The following is a 16,803-nucleotide window of genomic DNA, read 5'->3' on the forward strand; positions in this document are numbered from 1 at the left end:
CTCACCCCGCCTTGCGGAAGGTGAGGTTGATGCGAAACGCGCCTGTTGGCGGGTGCACGGCCTCGGCCAGCGGCATCACACCGTGGTAGCGGAGGCGCGCGGGCCCGCCCCAGACCACCACGTCGCCATGGACCAGGGGAATGCGCTGCGGCTTGTCGGCCCGCGCATCGCCACCGAACAGGAACACGGCAGGGATGCCCAGCGACACCGAGACGATGGGGTGGTCGTGGCTCTTCTCGTCCTTGTCCTGGTGCAGCGACAGCCGCGTGCCGGGGGCGTAGCGGTTGATGAGGCAGGCGTCGGGTTCGAAGCCGGCAAAGCCCGCCGCATCGGCTGCCTCGCGCGCCAGGGTGGCGAACACGGTGGGCAGGGGTGGCCAGGCGCGGCCGGTCAGCGGGTCGGCCCGGCCATAGCGGTAGCCGCTGCGGTCGGAGATCCAGCCCAGCGGGCCGCTGTTGGTCATAGCCACCGACATGCGCTGGCCGCCGGGCGTTTCGAGGTGGCGGAATGGGGCGTGGGCGGTGATCGCGCCCACGGCCTGCAGCAGAGAAGGCGCCACGCCGAGTGCAAAGCCGCGCAGCAGAACTGCACCGGGTGCCAGCGGCTCGCGGCTACCTGCTTGTTGCCCCAGCAGCAAGGCCTCTTCGTCGTCGCTGAACAGGTTCAGGGTCATGTCGCGTCGTGGAAGATGATGCCGGCCGTGTGCCGCATCCCTGACCGCAGGCGGCTCACCCCATGGCGCATGTTCACGCGGTAAGGCCCGCGCGTGCCGTTGACCGGGCGGTGGTGCACCGCGAACACCACGGCATCGCCCTGGCGCAGGGGCACGACCTCGGCACGCGACTGCATGCGCGGGCGCTGCTCGGTGAGCACGAATTCGCCGCCCGTGAAATCGCGGCCCGGCTCCGACAGCAGGATCGCCACCTGCAGCGGAAATACATGCTCACCATACAGGTCCTGGTGCAGGCAGTTGTAGTCGCCCGCCTCGTACTGCAGCAGCAAGGGCGTGGGGCGCACCTGGCCGGCCGCGTGGCAGCGGTCGATGAACTCGGCATGCGTGGCCGGGTAGCGGGTGGCGATGTCCATCACCGCATTCCAGTGGTTGGCCGTGGGGTACAGGTGCGGGTACAGCGCCTCGCGCAGCCCGGCCACCAGCGGCGGCAGCGGGTAGGCGAAGTACTGGTACTCGCCCTTGCCGAAGCCGTGGCGGGCCATCACCACGCGGCTGCGGAAGATGCCTTCTGTGGCATACAGGCTGGCCAGGGCTTGGCACTCGTATGGGCTGAGCAGAGCGGGCAGGATGGCCGCGCCCTCGGTGTTCAGGGTGTCCGTCACAACAGGCCAGTCGATGGCGCTGGCGCGGGCAGCCCAGTCGGTCGTCTGTTCGGGAAGGCGGGCGTTCATGCGGGCTGGCCCTCTGTTTGGCCATGCGTGGCCTGCCGCTGCTCACGCTCCAGCAGGGCCTGCTTGCGTTCCACGCCCCAGCGGTAGCCCGACAGGGCGCCATCGTTGCGCACCACCCGGTGGCAGGGGATGGCCACGGCCAGGGCATTGGCGGCGCAGGCCTGGGCCACGGCGCGTGCGGCGGTAGGGCTACCGATGCGCTGGGCAATGTCTGTATAGCTGGCCGTTGCGCCGGCGGGAATGGCCTGCAGCGCCTGCCATACACGCTGCTGGAAGGCCGTGCCCTGCACATCGAGTGGCAGGGCGAGGCCGAGGCCGGGGGCCTCGACAAAGGCCACCACCTGCGCCACCAGCGTGTCGAAGCTGCGGTCGTCGCCCACCAGGTGGGCCTGGGGGAAGCGGTCCTGCAGGTCCTGCGCCAGCAGCTGGGCATCGTCGCCCAGCAGGATGGCGCACACGCCGCGCGCGCTCTGCGCCACCAGGATGGCGCCCAGCGAACACTGCGCAATCGCAAAGCGGATGGTGACCTGATTGCCGCCCGCCTGGTAGCGCGTGGGCGTCATGCCCAGCACGCCATCGGCCTCTTCGTAGAAGCGGCTGGCGGTGTTGTAGCCCGCGTTGAAGATGGCATCGGTGACGCTTGCGACCGGAGCCACCAGTTCGCTGCGCACGCGCCGGGCGCGCTGGGCGGCGGCGTACGCCTTGGGCGTGAGGCCCGTGGCCTGCTTGAAGATGCGGTGGAAATGGTGCGCGCTCATGCCCACGCGGCCGGCCAGTTCGTCCAGCGTGGGCGGCGTGTCGGCCGCCTCGATGATGCGGCAGGCCTCGATGACCAGGGCGGCATGGTGCGCCAAGGGCGACGCCTGGGTTGGCTTGCAGCGCTTGCAGGGGCGAAAGCCGGCCTGCTCGGCGTCAAGTGTGCTGGCATGGAAGCGCACGTTTTCGGGCAACGCCGGCCGTGCGGCGCAACTCGGGCGGCAGTAGACGCCGGTGGTCTGCACCGAGTAGTAGAACGTGCCGTCGGCCTTGGCGTCGCGCGTGCGCACCGCCGCCCAGCGCGGATCGGCCAGGGTGGCTGCTGCCTGGGCGGCCCTGGTGGCCCTGGAGAGGCGGGTTGGCGGCATGGTGCTGTCAGCGGTGGCGGTGGAATGCATGGGGTGGCCTCGCAAAGTGAATGGAGATGGCCTGACTGTAGAAACAGCCCGCGATCCATGCACCCCGAAGCTTGCTTTTGAATTCTGCACCCATGTCGCATGCCAGGGGTGGCCGTGGGGTCAGGGATCAGGCACAAAGGGCCGCGCCCTGCGCAGGCCCGTGCCGCCCCAGCGCCTCGCATCCTCGCCCGGTATCGCCAGCGGGTTGTTCTGCGGCTCCGACAGCGGTGCCAGCAGGGCGTGCAGGTCGGCCTCGCTGAACTTCACGGCGCCCTCGGCATCGTGTCCCAGCACGCCCTGGGCCAGGGCGGCCTTGCGGGCCTGCAGCTCCAGCATGCGCTCTTCGATGCTGCCTTTCACCACCAGCTTGTAGACGAACACCGGCTGGTCCTGCCCGATGCGGTGGGCGCGGGCCGTGGCCTGCTCCTCCACGGCGGGGTTCCACCACGGGTCCATGTGGATCACGGTGTCGGCGGCCGTGAGGTTCAGGCCCACGCCACCGGCCTTGAGGCTCACCAGCAGGATGGGCGGGCTGGTCTCGTCCTGCGCCTGGAACTGCCGCACCACGGCGCCACGCTGGCGCGGCGGTGTTTCGCCCGTGAGGCTCAGGAACGGCAGCTCCAGCGTGTGCAGCTGCGCTGCCACCAGGTTGAGCATTTCGGTGAACTGCGAGAACACCAGCACGCGCCGGCCTTCGGCGACCAGGGCGGGCAGCATGTCGGCCAACAGTTCGAGTTTTGCACGCTCCATGCCGGCAGAGGTCTTGCTTCCTTTGACCAGGCGTGGGTCGCAGCACACCTGGCGCAGCTTGAGCAGGGCGTCGAGGATGGTGATCTGCGCGCCATCGAAGCTCTCGCGCTCCAGCACGCGGCGCACCTGCTTGTCGGCGGTGGCGCGCACGGCCTCGTACAGCTCGCGCTGCTTGCCCTGCAACTGCACGCGCTGGATGACCTCTGTGCGCGGGGGCAGCTCGGTGGCCACGTCCTGCTTGCGCCGGCGCAGGATGAAGGGGCGCACGCGCTGCGAGAGCAACTGCGCGCGCAAGGTCTCGCCGTTCTCCTCGATGGGCTTGCGCCAGCGCGCGTTGAAGCTGCGCACGTCGCCCAGGAAACCCGGCATGAGGAAGTCGAACTGCGCCCACAGCTCGCCCAGGTGGTTTTCCAGCGGCGTGCCGGTCAGGCACAGCAGGTGCGGGGCCTGCAGGCGGCGCAGGGCGCGCGCGCTGCGGCTGCCGGCGTTCTTGACCATCTGTGCTTCGTCCAGGATCAGGAGGTGAAAGGCTTGTGCTGCCAGCGCCTCCACGTCGCGCCAGAGCAGGGGGTAGGTGGTGAGCACCAGGTCGTACTCGGCGATTCCAGTGAACAGCTTGCCCCGCTCGGGCCCGTGCAGGGCCAGCAGGCGCAGGCCGGGCGCCATGCGCTGGGCCTCGGCCTGCCAGTTGAACAGCAGCGAGGTGGGCAGCACCACCAGGGCCGGGCGGGTGAGGCGGCCGGATTCCTTTTCCACCAGGATATGGGCCAGCGCCTGCGCGGTCTTGCCCAAGCCCATGTCGTCGGCCAGGATGCCGCCCAGGCCCTGCGCGCGCAGGTACTGCAGCCAGGCCAGGCCTTCGAGCTGGTAGGGGCGCAACTGCACCTGCAAGCCCTTGGGTGCGGCGACCGGCTCGGGCGTGCCGATGGCCTTCAGGCGCTTGGCCAATTGGGACAGGCCGATATCGCCCTGCAGCTGCCAGTCATTGGCGCCATCCACCCGGTGCACCTGCACCAGGCCGGCGCGCAGGGCTTCGAGCCGGCGCAATTCCCAGACGCCCAGGCGCAGCGGGTCGCCGTCACGGCGCTGCTTGCGCTCGGGGTCGGTGAGCAGGTCGACCATGGCGCCCACGATGGCCTTGAGCGGGCCGGCGGGCGCGTCGATGCGCCGCCCGCCGGGGGCGCGCAGCGAGATGATCTCCAGGTCATCGATGCGCGCCATGCGCCGCGCGATGAGCCAGCGCGCGTCGCGCTTGAGCAGGTCGGCCAGCATGGGCGCCAGGTCCAGCGTCTCACCGTCGATCTCAATGCCCAGGCTCAGCAGCCACGCGCCTTCGCGCGCGGGCAGCTGCAGCTTTTGCACCGGGCGCTCGCGCGGGCCAATAGTGCCGACTGGGCCGGCCACCTCCTTGCCCAGCACCTCGCCGGTGTCGGGGGCGATGATGAGCTTCCAGCGCTGCACGGGCACGCTCTCGTGCGCAAAGCCGGGCCGCACCACCACGCTCCAGCCCTTGGCCTGCATGCGCGGCACCTGCTCGGCCCAGAAGTCGCCGAAGAAGGCCTCCTGCGCCAGTGTCCACAGTGGACCCAGGTTGGCCGCCGCATCGCGGTTGCGCCACTGCAGGGTGCGTGCGTCCAGCGGCTGCAGGCCCAGGTCCCAGACCAGGTCCATGGCATCGGACTCGGCGGCCAGGTCGCGCTGCATGCGCACTACCGGGCCGCCGGTGTCGTACAGGTCCTGCAGCGGCGCCGGGCGCGAGTTGAGAATGGAGGTGGGGGCCGGCGCCTGCCATGCAATGGTGGCCTGGGGCATGTCTTCGAGGCGGTAGGTCCAGTCGATCTGCGCCAGCGTCACGCTGTCGCCGCGCGGGCCCATCTTGCCCTGGGGTTTGAGGCCCAGCAGCCCATCGCCCCGGCCCAGGGTCATGAGCGTGATGCGCGGCTGGAAGTGGCCGGCGGCAATGCCGGGCGGAAGGGTGGGGCGCCTGGATGGGATCGCCTCGGTGCTGGCCTCCCCGTCTCCACGCATCAGCCCCATCACCCTGGCGGCCTCGGCGTCCGTCAACGGGGGCAGGGCCTTCAGCGCGGCGGCATCGGCCTGGCGGCGCAGGGCGGCCACCCAGGCAGCGATCACCGCCTGGCGGTCAAAGCGCGGTGGGACGGGTTCTGCGGAATAGGAGGGAGGGTCACCGGGGCGTGTCACTGGGCGGTGATTGTGCCCGCACTATCCACACGATCCGAGCACTGGCACAGCGTAGTGCATGACGGAAGTTTCCGATCCGCCCTGGTAGCTGGGCCCGTAGATTTCCAGGTCCGCACCGCCGCTGTGGCGCTGTTCGGCCCCCGCCAGCCAGTTGGCGTAGATGTAGTTGACGGTATGGTTCACGTTTTCGGGCGCGCCCCGGTGCTCGAAGGTGGCGTAGCGGGAGGCGGGCACTTCGAAATGCACCATGCCCTCGGGCAAGTCTCCGGCTTGCGAGACCTCGATGGCGGCGTGGTACAGTAGCAGGTCCGAGGTGCTCGCGGTCTGGCTCACCACGCCATAGCAGACCCCGGGCACCCGGTGGGGGATTTCTGCCAGCCGGGGCATGAAGCGGGCCCACAGCGGGGGCAGCTTCTGGCCCAGGTTGTCCTTGTCGGAGTCTGCACCGTAGAAGTGGGTGGCCAGCCCCACCAGTTGCAGGGGCGCACGCTCGCGGATGTCCGGGGTGAGCGACAGGTTGCGGTCCAGCTGGCGCAGGTAGTCTTCGTCGAACTGGATCTTCTTCACGAAAAGGCTGCGCCTGCCGAATTTGCGGTACTGGTTGGGGGTGAGCTCGAAGCAGGCCTTGAACGCACGGGTAAAGCTCTCCTGCGTGTCGTAGCCGGCCGCCAGGGCAATGTCGAGGATGCCCAGGCGCGTATTGAGCAACTGGTCCAGCGCCTTGGCGAAGCGCCGCGAGCGGATGTAGGTCTTCAAGGTCTCATTGGTCAGGGCCTTGAAGATGCGCTGGAAGTGCCACTGGCTCAGCCCCGCCGCCTGGGCCACCTCCGACAGGGCAATGTCGGTATCGAGGTGCGCTTCGATGAAGTCGATGCCGCGCTGGATGCGGTGCAGGTAGAACATGCCGTACTAGATTCAGGGGGTGTCGTAGAAGCCCGTCATGGCCACCAGCTTACCCTGGCCGTTGTACTGGCCAAAGCTCACGCCTTCCCCCATCACTGCGCCGCTGCCGTCGTGCATCTTCCACTGGGCCATGCAGACGTTGTGGTGGCTGGCGAAACGCTCGGTCACGAAATAGGCACCGGGCAACTGCTGGTGAAAGCCCTGCATGGTCTGCGCCAGCGCCTCCCAGCCTGAGGCCACGCCCAGCGGGTCGGTGTAGGTGCAGTGTTCGTCAAGGCTGGCGGCGAACAGGGCCTGCTTTTCAGCGGGTGTGGGGGCCTTCCATGAGGCGACGTAGGTTTCCCAGGTGGTTTGCAGTGCGTTGTCCATGTGAGCTCCTTGAAGTGAAATAGGAGCTGCGATGGTGCCCACGGCCGCACGCTGGTTTTGATATTTTGTGCTTTTGCCACCGATCTACTTCGCGACCTGCGCAGCTGGCTCTTGCGTCGCCCGCGGCCGACTGCCCTGCAGATTCATGGCCGCTGCGGCCAGCAAAATGGCGGCCGCGCCCAGCCACTGGGCGGGCTGCAACCGGTGGCCGAAGGCGATGAAATCTACCGCAATCGCCACCACCGGGTAGATGAAGGACAGCGCGCCCTGCAGGTAGGTGGGCAGCTTTTGCACCGCGCCGTAGAGCAGGATGTACATCAGCCCGGTATGCACCACGCCCACGGTGACCAGCAGCAGCCAGGTGCGCGCATCCTGGGGCAGGGTGCCAAAATTGGCGAAGGGCGCGAGCATGAGCACGCCCACGCAGACCTGCACCAGCGCGATCAGGTGCGGCGGTGTGCCCGTGAGCCGCTTGGCGATCACCGAGGCCACGGCCCAGAAGAAGGCCGCGCCCAGCGCCATGGCAATGCCCAGTGCATAGTTGCTGCCCGCATCGCCGGCACCCGGGCGCGCCTGCACGATGAGCAGCATGCCGCCAAAGGCCAGGGCCAGCCAGCCGAGCTTGGGCAGGGTAACGCGTTCGCCAAACAGCAGGGCCCCAAAGGCCACCAGCATGAAGGGCTGGGTGTTGTAGACCGCCGTGGCAATCGAGATGGAGGCATGCGAGTAGGCGCCGAACAGCAGCAGCCAGTTGGTGACGATGGCCACGCCGCCGAGCGCGGCCCAGGCCGCCTGGCGCCAGCTGAGCACGCCGCGCAGAATGCCCATCGCCGCGCAGACCAGCGCCAGCGTGGCCGCGCCGAAGGCGCAGCGCCAGAACACCACGTCGAGCGCGGCCTGCCCCGATTGCACGACAAACCAGCCGATCGTGCCTGAAATGGCCATGGCGCCGCTCATTTCCAGCGTGCCCTGCGTCTTCTTGTCCATCACCGTTCCACCTTGTAGTCAGATGCACCGAGTGTAGAAAAATGGCAGTGCCGAGTGAATGGTTGAAAGAAGGCTGATTTTCAGATAGTCCTCATAATCGAAGGCATGGCTCGAAATTGGAGTAATTTTCCATGGACCTGATCGATCAATCCATTCTGTCTGTGCTGCACGCGGACTCGCGCACCTCGCTCAAGCTGCTGGCCGAGCGCGTGGGCCTCTCGGCACCGAGCGTGTCCGAGCGCCTGCGCCGGCTTGAGGAGCGCGGGGTGATCCGCGCCTTCACCCTCGACATCGAGCCGCGCGCGCTGGGTTACCAGTTGCAGGCCATCGTGCGCATCAAACCGCTGCCGGGGCAACTGGCGGCGGTGGAGCAGCTGATCCGCGACACGCCCGAGTTCTGCGAATGCGACAAGGTGACGGGTGACGACTGCTTTGTGGCGCGGGTCTATGTGCGCTCCATCGAGCAGCTCGATGGCGTGTTGGACCGCATCGCCGACAAGGCCCAGACCAGCACCGCCATCGTCAAGGCGCAGACCATCCGGCGCCGGCCGCCGCCCTGGAATTTCGGCGGCTGAACGCTACCGCCCCAGCACTTTCGCAAACAGCTCGTTGCGAAAGTGAATGCCCAGGCGGGCAAAGGCGCGGTTGCGGTAGGTCTTGACGGTGGGCACGCCCAGGCCCAGGTCGGCGGCGATGCCCTCGTGCGTCATGCCCTGCAGCACGCGCGCGCAGACGTCGAGTTCGCGGTCTGTCAGGTCATGCTGCAGGCGCAGCAGCCGCTCGCGCAGCGCCGGCAGGCCCTGGGGCAGGTCGACCAGGGCAGGGAGCACGGCATGGTCCGTGTCTTCCTCCTGCACCAGCGGCACCATGGCCTGCGGGCGCGCCAGCGCGATGTGCTTGCGGGCCAGGGCCAGCAGTACGGGCGCCACACTCTCGAAGCCGCTGATCTGGCCATCGCGAAACGGCGGCTGGTGCAGGTGGCGGTAGAAATTGACCGCGAACACCGAGCCGTCGCTCTCATAGTCGACCACCGAGACGCGCTCGGCCACGCCATGCGCTTCGTAGACGCGGGCGCGGTGCTCACCCTCGACCTCGGTGGCCGTCACATGGCACAGCCGCGTCAGCGGTTCGGCGGGGGCGTCCTCGAACGAGCGGCCCCAGGTGCGGTCGCGGCGGTAGGGCCCTGACAGGTACGCCCACCAGCAGTCCTGTGTGGTGTCGGGCACGCCGCGGCTGGCCGACATGAACAGGGTGGGTTTGCAGCGCTGGCCCGTGCGGTACACCGACCAGGAGGCCGCAGGCAGCACCGGCGCCAGGTCGTCGAGCAGGCCGGATGCAAAACCGGACTCGCCCAGGCGCTGCACCATGCCGGCCAGGGCCTGGCCGCTGGCGGGTTGCCTGCCCGATGCGGGCGGCACAGGGGGAAGCCATTGCCTCATGGGGTGGGGGAGATCCGTGTCATAGCGCTGTCATCCTCAGGGATGACAGGTGGTAGGCACAACCGGATTTACGCTAGGTTCATAACCAATTTTGCCGCCAACACCGCCCATGTCCGACCTGCCCCCCCTGCCCGAACCCCGCCTGAAATTCTTTGCCGACCTGCGCGTGCAGGTCGGGGTGCCGCAGGAGGTGGGCCAGACCGCCCATGGCCTGCGGCGGTTGATCCCCATCACCGGCGGCACGGCCACGGGCGATGGCTGGACAGCCCGCGTGCTCCCGGGTGGAGCGGACTTTCAGCTCATCGTCAATGACCGCCTGTCCGAGCTCGATGCGCGCTACGTGCTCGAAACCGATGGCGGCGATTTCATCTACGTGCAGAACCGGGCGGTGCGCTCGGGCCCGCCCGAGCTGATCGCGCGCCTGGTGCGTGGCGAGCCGGTGGACCCGGGGCAGATCTATTTCCGCTGCAGCCCGAGTTTCGAGACCGCCTCGCCTGCACTGGCCTGGATCGCCGAGCGCATGTTCGTGGGCTCGGGCGCGCGCTACCCGGATGCGGTGGCGATGCGCTTCTTCGAACTGGCCTGAGCTTCCCATTTTTTCTTCCCCGACTTTCCCTCACAAGAACCCCTGGAGACAAGCATGATGAACACTTCTTTCAAACCCGTGCGGCGCGCCTTGCTGGCTGCGGCCGTGGCTGCAGGCCTGGCCGCACCGTGGGCCGGCGCACAGGCGCAGCCCGCCGCCTACCCGAACAAGCCGGTGCGCATCATCGTCGGCTTTCCGGCCGGCACGGGGCCGGACATCGTGGCGCGCCTGCTGGCGCAAAAGCTCTCCGAGGGCTGGGGCAACATGGGGGTCATCGTGGACAACAAGCCGGGCGCCGGTGGCCTGATCGCCGCCAGCGAAGCAGCCCGGGCCGCACCCGATGGCTACACGCTGATGCTGGGCGAAACCGGCCAACTGAGCATCGCGCCCAGCAGCTACAGCAAGTTGCCGTACTCGCCGCAAAAGGATTTCGTGGCGGTGAGCCAGGTGGTCACCTCCGATTTCGTGCTGCTGGTCAACCCGCAGAAGGTGCCCGCGCGCAACGTCAAGGACTTCGTGGAATGGACCAAGCAGCAAAAGGGCCTGTTCCTGGCCACCTTTGGCGCGGGCACGCCGGGGCATTTCGGCGCCTTCATGTTCGGTGATGCAGTGCAGCTCAAGCCCGAGCCTGTGCACTACAAGAACACGGCCGACGCCCTGGGCGGCCTGTTCAGCGGTGACGTGCAGGGCGTGTTCGCCAGCGTGGGCCTGGCCGCTCCCAATGTGAAGGCCGGCAAGCTCGCGGCCCTGGGAAGCACCGGCGCCACGCGCACCAACGCGCTGCCCGATGTGCCCACCATCAAGGAGCAGGGCTACGCCAACCTGGAGTTCTCGTCCTGGTTCGGCATCGTGGCGCCGGCGAAGACGCCGCCCGAGATCGTGGCCAGGCTCAGCGCCGACATCGTCAAGGCTGTGCAGTCGCCCGAGGGCAAGGCCAAGATGGAAGAGGCCGGCTTTCGCGTGACGGGCACCGGCTCGCCGGAGTTCACCCGCATCATCGCCGCCGACACGGTCACCTGGGGCAAGGCCGTGGCGGCCACTGGCTTCAAGGCGGATTGAGGACCGCAGGCAAGAGAAACCAACACACAACAGGAGACAAACCCCATGCCATCCATTCCATCCCGGGCGCTGATCCCTCGCCGCGCTGCATTGCCCGCGGCCGTGCTGCTGCCCATCGCGCTGGCCGCCTGCGGCGGCAGCAATGACGGGCCCATGTGGCCCCCGGCCAATGGCGCCTATTCGGCCGCCTGTACCGGCCTGGTGGCCAGTGCCAAGCTGGCGGGCACCACGCTGGCCACCAGCTATGTGGCGCCCGACAGCAAACGCCCCGGCGGAGCCGCCACCGGCGCCTTTCTGCCCGGCCATTGCGTGGTCACGGGCAGCATCAATCCGCGCGTCGGCGTGGATGGCAAGAACTACGCCATCGGCTTCCAACTGAGCCTGCCGGACAACTGGAATGGCCGTTTCCTGTTCGTGGGGGGCGGCGGCAACGATGGCGTTCTGCGCGATACCTCGCTGAGCTCCAGCATCTCGGGCGGCACGCCCTCGCCGCTGGGGCAGGGCTTCGCGGTGGTGTCCACCGACGGCGGCCACATCGGCACCACCGCCAGCTTCGGCGCCGACCCGCAGGCGCGCATCGACCATGCGTACAACTCCTACGACAAGACGGCTGTATCGGCCAAGTCGCTGATCGCCACGCACTATGGCCGCAAGCCGGATCGCTCGTATTTTTCAGGCTGCTCGGGCGGCGGGCGCCAGGGCATGGTGTTCTCGCAGCGCTTTCCGGACTATTTCGACGCCATCACGGCGGGCGCGCCGGCCATGCGCGTATCCAGCGGTGCCACGGTGGCGGCGATGTGGAACACCATTGCCTTCAACGCCATAGCCCCGCAGGACGCTTCGGGCAACCGCATCCTGTCACAGGCCTTCAGCAACGCCGACCTGAACCTGGTAGCCAATGCGGTCAAATCGTCTTGCGACTCGGCCGACGGTGTGGCCGACGGCATGGTGAACAACACCAAGGCCTGCCAGTTCAACCCGGCCGTGCTGCAGTGCAGCGGCGCCAAGGGGGCGGATTGCCTCTCGGCGGGGCAGGTGGATGCGCTCGCCAAGGTCTTCACCGGGCCGCGCAACTCGGCCGGCCAGGCGCTGTACGCCGGCCAGCCCTGGGATCCGGGCCTGGCGGCCCCCGGCTGGCGCGCCTGGACGCTGGGCAGCTCGACCACCGCCACGCCGGACGCGCGCTACATCACGCTGATGGTGGACGCGCTGATCAACGAGTTTTTCACCCCGCCGGACCTCAGCTTCAACCCGCTGGCCTTCAACTTCGACACCGACCCGGCGCGCATGGCCGCCTACTCGGCGATCTATGACACCTATGCCGACGACAAGCTCACGGCCTTCCGCCAGCGCGGCGGCAAGCTGCTGCTGATCCACGGCATGTCCGACCCCATCTTCTCGGCCAAGGACACGGTGGACTATTACGAGCGGCTGGCGGCCAACAACGGCGGCATGGCCAGCACCCAGGGCTTTGCGCGGACCTTCCTGGTGCCGGGCATGAACCACTGCTCGGGCGGCCCGGCCACGGACAGCTTCGACTCGATACAGACCATGGTGGACTGGGTGGAAAAGGGCGTGGCGCCCGACACGATCGCGGCCCGGGCGCTGCCCACGCAGGCGGACTACCCGAACCGAACGCGGCCACTGTGCCCCTATCCCCAATTCGCCAAGTACAAGGGGACGGGCAGTGTGGAGGATGCGGGCAGTTTCGTCTGCTCGGAGCAATAGCCGCAGATCTACTCGACAGCCATAGCACTGCGCACAAGTCATCAACCCATGCAACTGGCGTGACTCAGGCCAGTGCCCCCGCGCAAGGGCCGCCCCGCCGCACAAGCGGCGCTTCGCTTGCGTGCGCTGGGGGCGTCCCCCTCGGGGGAAGGCGCGCAGCGACTCAGGGGGGCTTATTTCCTGGGGGCGGGCAGTTGCAGTTGGGCTTCCTTGGCCACACGCACGCAGTCCTGCATGTGCTGCTCGCCCAGGTAGCGCAGCGTGGCGTAGCCGATGGCCGCCGAAACGGCCTGGCCGGCCAGCGGCACGTACTTGGCCAGCTGCTTGGTGGTCAGGCGCAGCCCCACGGTCTGCGTGGCGCGTATCACCAGTTCACGGGTGATGAGCTTGCCGATCAGCACCGAGCCAACCAGGCCCACGGCCTTTTGCACCTTCTCGCGCTTTTCGGGGTCGAGCTGGTCGAGTTGCTGGGCCGACAGGCCGAACTCCGAGCTGATCTGCGGCAGCAGGCGCGAGAGCAGGGCGGCATCCACCGCCCAGTCCAGCCCCGGCACGGGCACGGTGCTGGCAGCGGCCGCCACCAGCGCGCGGCGGTGCAGCATGCGCCGGCTGCGCTGCACGGCAGCAGCCAGGGCGGGGTCATCGGCAGCCATTTGTCGGGCATTGGGCATCGGTCAAATCCTGAGAAGGTCTACGTCTGATCTGGGGCCGCCGCAGCCCAGGGCAATGGCCCGGCGCTCAGTTCTTGCCCTTGATCAGGCTGTAGATGAGCAGCAGCACCATGGCGCCTACGATGGACGCGATCCAGCCGGCTGCGTCGCCTTGCTGGTACCAGCCCATGGCCACGCCCACATAGCTGGCCAGGAACGAGCCCGCCACGCCCAGCAGGGCCGTCATGATCCAGCCCATGGAGTCGTTTCCGGGTTTGATGGCGCGTGCGATGAAGCCCACGACCAGTCCAATCAAGAGCGTTCCTATCAGTGAGAACATGGTTTGTCGCTTTGTATGCAGGTGAAAGAATGGCCCGACTTTAGCTGCACCACGCATACCCGTCTGTCGGACGGGATGCCTTGGCCCGCGTTGTTGCCACATTGTTCACAATCCCGGGGCGCCATGTAGGACTTGTCGCACAGGCTGGCGCGCGTAGCGCTGATGACGGCCGGGACACGGAATGCCTAGAGTCATGGACATGCCCAGCACCGCCAGAAAGAGGCCCGCCATGCGTCCATTGATCCCTCCCATCTCTCCCACCTCCTTCGTGGCTGCCATCGCGCTGGTGGTCGGGGTGTTTTCTGCCTCCCCATCGACTGCCTATGCCCAGGGCGATGAAGCATCGCTGCAGCGTGGTGCTGTGGCGGACATGACGCCGCAGCAGCGCTACAACACGGCCATCCGCGAGGCGGGTGGCGGAATGAAGGTCGCCCTGGAGGAGTGCCGCACCCTGGCCGCTGCCGAGCGGCGCCCATGCGAGGCGCAGGCCCGGGCCCGCTACCAGGCGGACATGGCTGCCGCCAAGGAATTCCTGCGCAACCCGAATGCACGGCCGGTCAACGTGACGGGCGGCCCCATTCGCGGCACAGAATCCACCTATGTGGTCAAGCCATGACCCAACGCAAAAGCGCGCCGAGGCGCGCTTTTCACGTGGCTGCTGACGCGGTTTACTTCGCGGAAGGGGCGCTGGTTTCGACCGCGCTGGCCTCGGGAGTGACGCGGCGCGCCCCATCGAAGCGGCGCTGCCAGTAGGAAACACGCATGTCTTCGACCCGGATTTCCGATCCACTGCGAGGAGAGTGAATGAATTTGCCATCACCCACGTAGATACCCACATGGCTGAACGCACGGCGCATGGTGTTGAAGAACACCAGATCGCCGGGCTGCAGTTCCTTCTTGTCGATCACCGTGGTGGTGGCGGCCTGCTGGTCTGCACGGCGGGGGAGCAAAAGGCCCACCGTCTGCTCGTACATGGCGCGGACGAAACCGCTGCAGTCGAAGCCGGTTTCGGCACTGTTGCCGCCACGCTTGTAGCGGACGCCCAGGAAGCCCATGGCATTGCCCACCAGATCGGACGCCTTGTCCGCCACCGTGTGGGCCTTGTCGGCCACGGTGTGCTGCATGTCCTTGAGCTGGGACAGGAGCCCCTTGTCCATCAGTATTCGCTCCATGTCATCCGCTTGACCGGTGGATGGTGCAGCCTGTGCGCTGACAGCGCAAGCCATGAGGAGGGTGCAAAACCATTTGGACATGGGGGCGAAGGGTACCACGCTAAATTGCCCGTTTTGTGAGGGAAGTCACGTATGCCTGCATGTGTGTGCTGGACTTGCCTTCTCCGTTCCCTTATACCAGTGGGTTGCATGGAACCCAGGGCCACCAAGGTTGACATGTATCTGACATCGAAATGCCGCATTTCTGCGCGCGCCGTGGGGTTTCTTGCTCTTTTTTGCGTAGCATCCGCAAACGTGGGGAGCGTCCATGCCCAGGCGACCTCCGCGCCCGCCAAGGCTGTCACCTTGGCGTCAGTGGCCACCGGTCTGGTGAACCCGTGGGCCGTGGCGTTTCTGCCTGAAGGCCGCTTTCTGGTCACCGAACGGCCTGGCCGCATGCGGGTGGTGGAGGCCAATGGCCAGCTCGGCCCGGCGCTGGCGGGCCTGCCGAGCATTGCCGCAGGGGGTCAGGGCGGCCTGCTCGACGTGGTGGCCGACACCGACTTTGCGAAGAACCGCCGCATCTTCTTTTGCTATTCGGAGCCCGGCGCCGCTGGCACCTCGGACAACAGCACGGCGCTGGCACGTGCCACCCTGGCCCCGGACAACCGCTCGCTGCAGGACGTGAAGGTCATCTTCAGCCAGAAGCCCAAGGTGGCGAGCAACCTGCACTTTGGCTGCCGCATCGTGCAAGCGGGTGACGGCAACCTGTTTTTGGCCCTGGGCGAGCGTTACCACCGCAAGGACGATGCGCAAAAGCTCGACAATCACCACGGCAAGATCGTGCGCATCACGCCCGATGGTGCGGTGCCGGCCGACAACCCGTTTCGCGAGCGCGCAGGCGCCTTGCCCGAGATCTGGAGCTACGGCCACCGCAATGCCCAGGGTGCCACGCTGGCGCCGGACGGCAAGCTGTGGATGCACGAGCATGGCCCCCAGGGGGGTGACGAGATCAACCTGCCCCAGCCGGGCCGCAACTATGGATGGCCGGTGATTACTTATGGCGAGAACTACGGCGGTGGCAAGGTGGGCGAGGGCACGGCCAAGGCGGGCATGGAGCAGCCGGTGCACTACTGGGTGCCGTCCATAGCGCCCTCGGGCATGGCCTTCCTGACCAGTGACCGCTATGGCGCCGCCTGGCGCGGCAGCCTGTTCGTGGGCTCGCTCAAGTTCGGCACGCTGCACCGGCTCGAAGTGGCGGGCGGCAAAGTGCAGCGCGAGGAGAAGCTGCTGCAGGGCAACAACGAGCGCATCCGCGATGTGCGCCAGGGGCCCGATGGCTGGCTCTACCTGCTGACCGACAGCCCGCAGGGGCGCCTGCTGCGGCTGGCACCGGCGCCCTGAAGCTCCGCTCAGGGTCCTGGGGCTGCGACAATGGGGCATTCCCATTGAATTGCCGGTACACGCCATGCTGCTCGACGCCTCCGAATCCCAACTCGTCCTGGTGGATTACCAGGAACGCCTGATGCCCGCCATTGCCGAAGGCGCTGCCGTGCTGGCCAATGCCCGCCGTCTGGCGCAGATCGCGAAGCTGCTGGAGGTGCCGGTCTGGGGTACCGAGCAGAACCCCTCGCGCCTGGGCCCCAATGACCCGGCGCTGCGCGCGCTGTGCGCCAAGACCCTGGCCAAGATGCACTTCAGCGCCGCCGAAGAAGGCCTGGGCGAATGGCTGCGCCCCCCCGCCAAGGCCCAGCAGGGCGGCAATGCACGCAGCCTGCCCAAGCACCTGCAAAAGCCTGCCCAGCAGGCACCCGAGCGCGGCACCATCGTCATCGCCGGCTGCGAGGCCCATGTCTGCCTGCTGCAGACCGCGCTGGACCTGATCGAGGACGAGTTCGAGGTCTGGGTGGTGACCGACGCCTGCGGCTCGCGCACCGACCGCAACCGCGACGCCGCCTTCGACCGCCTGGCTGGCGCGGGCGCCGAGCTGGTGACCACCGAGATGGTGGCTTTCGAATGGCTGGGCAGCTGCGAGCACCCTGACTTCAAGGACGTGCTGGCGCTGATCAAGTAAGCGAGGC

18 protein-coding genes are annotated in these 16,803 nt (G+C 67.7%); 7 read left to right on the forward strand and 11 right to left on the reverse strand.

The window, feature by feature from the left end:
- Nucleotide 1: 1 nt before the first annotated feature.
- The 7 genes from alkB to ACSQ9E_RS11455 form a co-directional block, all read right to left on the reverse strand.
- Nucleotides 2–673 (reverse strand): DNA oxidative demethylase AlkB, encoded by a 672-nt coding sequence (gene alkB / locus ACSQ9E_RS11425; RefSeq protein ID WP_436217827.1) that lies wholly within the window; start codon nucleotides 671–673, stop codon nucleotides 2–4.
- Nucleotides 670–1,404 carry a 2OG-Fe(II) oxygenase gene (locus ACSQ9E_RS11430; protein WP_436217828.1) on the reverse strand — a complete coding sequence of 245 codons (735 nt, stop codon included), beginning with the start codon at nucleotides 1,402–1,404 and terminating at the stop codon, nucleotides 670–672. The genes alkB and ACSQ9E_RS11430 overlap by 4 nt, the downstream gene beginning before the upstream one ends.
- Nucleotides 1,401–2,528 carry a bifunctional DNA-binding transcriptional regulator/O6-methylguanine-DNA methyltransferase Ada gene (gene ada, locus ACSQ9E_RS11435; protein ID WP_057203261.1) on the reverse strand — a complete coding sequence of 376 codons (1,128 nt, stop codon included), beginning with the start codon at nucleotides 2,526–2,528 and terminating at the stop codon, nucleotides 1,401–1,403. The genes ACSQ9E_RS11430 and ada overlap by 4 nt, the downstream gene beginning before the upstream one ends.
- 150 nt (nucleotides 2,529–2,678) lie before the next feature.
- Nucleotides 2,679–5,510 carry a DEAD/DEAH box helicase gene (locus ACSQ9E_RS11440; RefSeq protein WP_436217829.1) on the reverse strand — a complete coding sequence of 944 codons (2,832 nt, stop codon included), beginning with the start codon at nucleotides 5,508–5,510 and terminating at the stop codon, nucleotides 2,679–2,681.
- A 21-nt stretch (nucleotides 5,511–5,531) separates the two neighbouring features.
- Complete coding sequence (locus tag ACSQ9E_RS11445) at nucleotides 5,532–6,413, reverse strand: helix-turn-helix domain-containing protein (protein ID WP_436217830.1); 882 nt, start codon at nucleotides 6,411–6,413, stop codon at nucleotides 5,532–5,534.
- A gap of 12 nt (nucleotides 6,414–6,425) precedes the next feature.
- Nucleotides 6,426–6,782 carry a nuclear transport factor 2 family protein gene (locus tag ACSQ9E_RS11450; protein ID WP_057203057.1) on the reverse strand — a complete coding sequence of 119 codons (357 nt, stop codon included), beginning with the start codon at nucleotides 6,780–6,782 and terminating at the stop codon, nucleotides 6,426–6,428.
- Between the two features lie 84 nt (nucleotides 6,783–6,866).
- Nucleotides 6,867–7,769 carry a DMT family transporter gene (locus ACSQ9E_RS11455; RefSeq protein ID WP_057203056.1) on the reverse strand — a complete coding sequence of 301 codons (903 nt, stop codon included), beginning with the start codon at nucleotides 7,767–7,769 and terminating at the stop codon, nucleotides 6,867–6,869.
- A 131-nt stretch (nucleotides 7,770–7,900) separates the two neighbouring features.
- Here ACSQ9E_RS11455 and ACSQ9E_RS11460 point away from each other — a divergent pair, with 131 nt between their 5' ends.
- Complete coding sequence (locus ACSQ9E_RS11460) at nucleotides 7,901–8,344, forward strand: Lrp/AsnC family transcriptional regulator (protein ID WP_436217831.1); 444 nt, start codon at nucleotides 7,901–7,903, stop codon at nucleotides 8,342–8,344.
- 3 nt (nucleotides 8,345–8,347) lie between these two features.
- Here ACSQ9E_RS11460 and ACSQ9E_RS11465 read toward each other — a convergent pair whose 3' ends face one another.
- The gene (locus ACSQ9E_RS11465) at nucleotides 8,348–9,208 is read right to left on the reverse strand and encodes a helix-turn-helix transcriptional regulator (RefSeq protein ID WP_436217832.1); all 861 of its coding nucleotides are present in this window, start codon (nucleotides 9,206–9,208) and stop codon (nucleotides 8,348–8,350) included.
- A gap of 109 nt (nucleotides 9,209–9,317) precedes the next feature.
- On the opposite strand from ACSQ9E_RS11465, the gene ACSQ9E_RS11470 reads away from it, so the two are divergent.
- From ACSQ9E_RS11470 to ACSQ9E_RS11480, 3 genes are read left to right on the forward strand one after another with little or no spacing between them, the layout of a single operon-like run.
- Nucleotides 9,318–9,794, forward strand: coding sequence for a DUF3237 domain-containing protein (locus tag ACSQ9E_RS11470; protein WP_436217833.1), 477 nt, complete (start codon nucleotides 9,318–9,320; stop codon nucleotides 9,792–9,794).
- Nucleotides 9,795–9,848: 54 nt separating this feature from the next.
- Nucleotides 9,849–10,853 (forward strand): Bug family tripartite tricarboxylate transporter substrate binding protein, encoded by a 1,005-nt coding sequence (locus ACSQ9E_RS11475; RefSeq protein ID WP_436217834.1) that lies wholly within the window; start codon nucleotides 9,849–9,851, stop codon nucleotides 10,851–10,853.
- A gap of 45 nt (nucleotides 10,854–10,898) precedes the next feature.
- Nucleotides 10,899–12,581, forward strand: a complete 1,683-nt coding sequence (locus ACSQ9E_RS11480; RefSeq protein ID WP_436217835.1) for a tannase/feruloyl esterase family alpha/beta hydrolase — start codon at nucleotides 10,899–10,901, stop codon at nucleotides 12,579–12,581.
- Nucleotides 12,582–12,754: 173 nt separating this feature from the next.
- Here the strand turns inward: ACSQ9E_RS11480 and ACSQ9E_RS11485 are convergent, their stop codons facing one another.
- Entirely contained in the window at nucleotides 12,755–13,252 is a 498-nt protein-coding gene (locus tag ACSQ9E_RS11485; protein WP_436217836.1) for a hypothetical protein, read from the reverse strand.
- Between the two features lie 67 nt (nucleotides 13,253–13,319).
- Complete coding sequence (locus ACSQ9E_RS11490; RefSeq protein ID WP_436217837.1) at nucleotides 13,320–13,571, reverse strand: GlsB/YeaQ/YmgE family stress response membrane protein; 252 nt, start codon at nucleotides 13,569–13,571, stop codon at nucleotides 13,320–13,322.
- A 229-nt stretch (nucleotides 13,572–13,800) separates the two neighbouring features.
- Here ACSQ9E_RS11490 and ACSQ9E_RS11495 point away from each other — a divergent pair, with 229 nt between their 5' ends.
- The gene (locus tag ACSQ9E_RS11495) at nucleotides 13,801–14,187 is read left to right on the forward strand and encodes a hypothetical protein (RefSeq protein ID WP_436217838.1); all 387 of its coding nucleotides are present in this window, start codon (nucleotides 13,801–13,803) and stop codon (nucleotides 14,185–14,187) included.
- Nucleotides 14,188–14,239: 52 nt separating this feature from the next.
- Here the strand turns inward: ACSQ9E_RS11495 and ACSQ9E_RS11500 are convergent, their stop codons facing one another.
- Nucleotides 14,240–14,824: a C40 family peptidase gene (locus ACSQ9E_RS11500; RefSeq protein ID WP_436220211.1), complete on the reverse strand. Its 585-nt coding sequence runs from the start codon at nucleotides 14,822–14,824 to the stop codon at nucleotides 14,240–14,242.
- 213 nt (nucleotides 14,825–15,037) lie between these two features.
- On the opposite strand from ACSQ9E_RS11500, the gene ACSQ9E_RS11505 reads away from it, so the two are divergent.
- Nucleotides 15,038–16,126 (forward strand): PQQ-dependent sugar dehydrogenase, encoded by a 1,089-nt coding sequence (locus tag ACSQ9E_RS11505; RefSeq protein ID WP_436217839.1) that lies wholly within the window; start codon nucleotides 15,038–15,040, stop codon nucleotides 16,124–16,126.
- 64 nt (nucleotides 16,127–16,190) lie between these two features.
- On the forward strand, nucleotides 16,191–16,796 hold the full coding sequence (locus ACSQ9E_RS11510; protein WP_436217840.1) for an isochorismatase family protein: 606 nt from the start codon (nucleotides 16,191–16,193) through the stop codon (nucleotides 16,794–16,796).
- Nucleotides 16,797–16,803 lie beyond the last annotated feature (7 nt).

It is taken from the genome of Acidovorax sp. LjRoot118 (assembly GCF_964253575.1).
Lineage (GTDB): Bacteria > Pseudomonadota > Gammaproteobacteria > Burkholderiales > Burkholderiaceae_C > Acidovorax.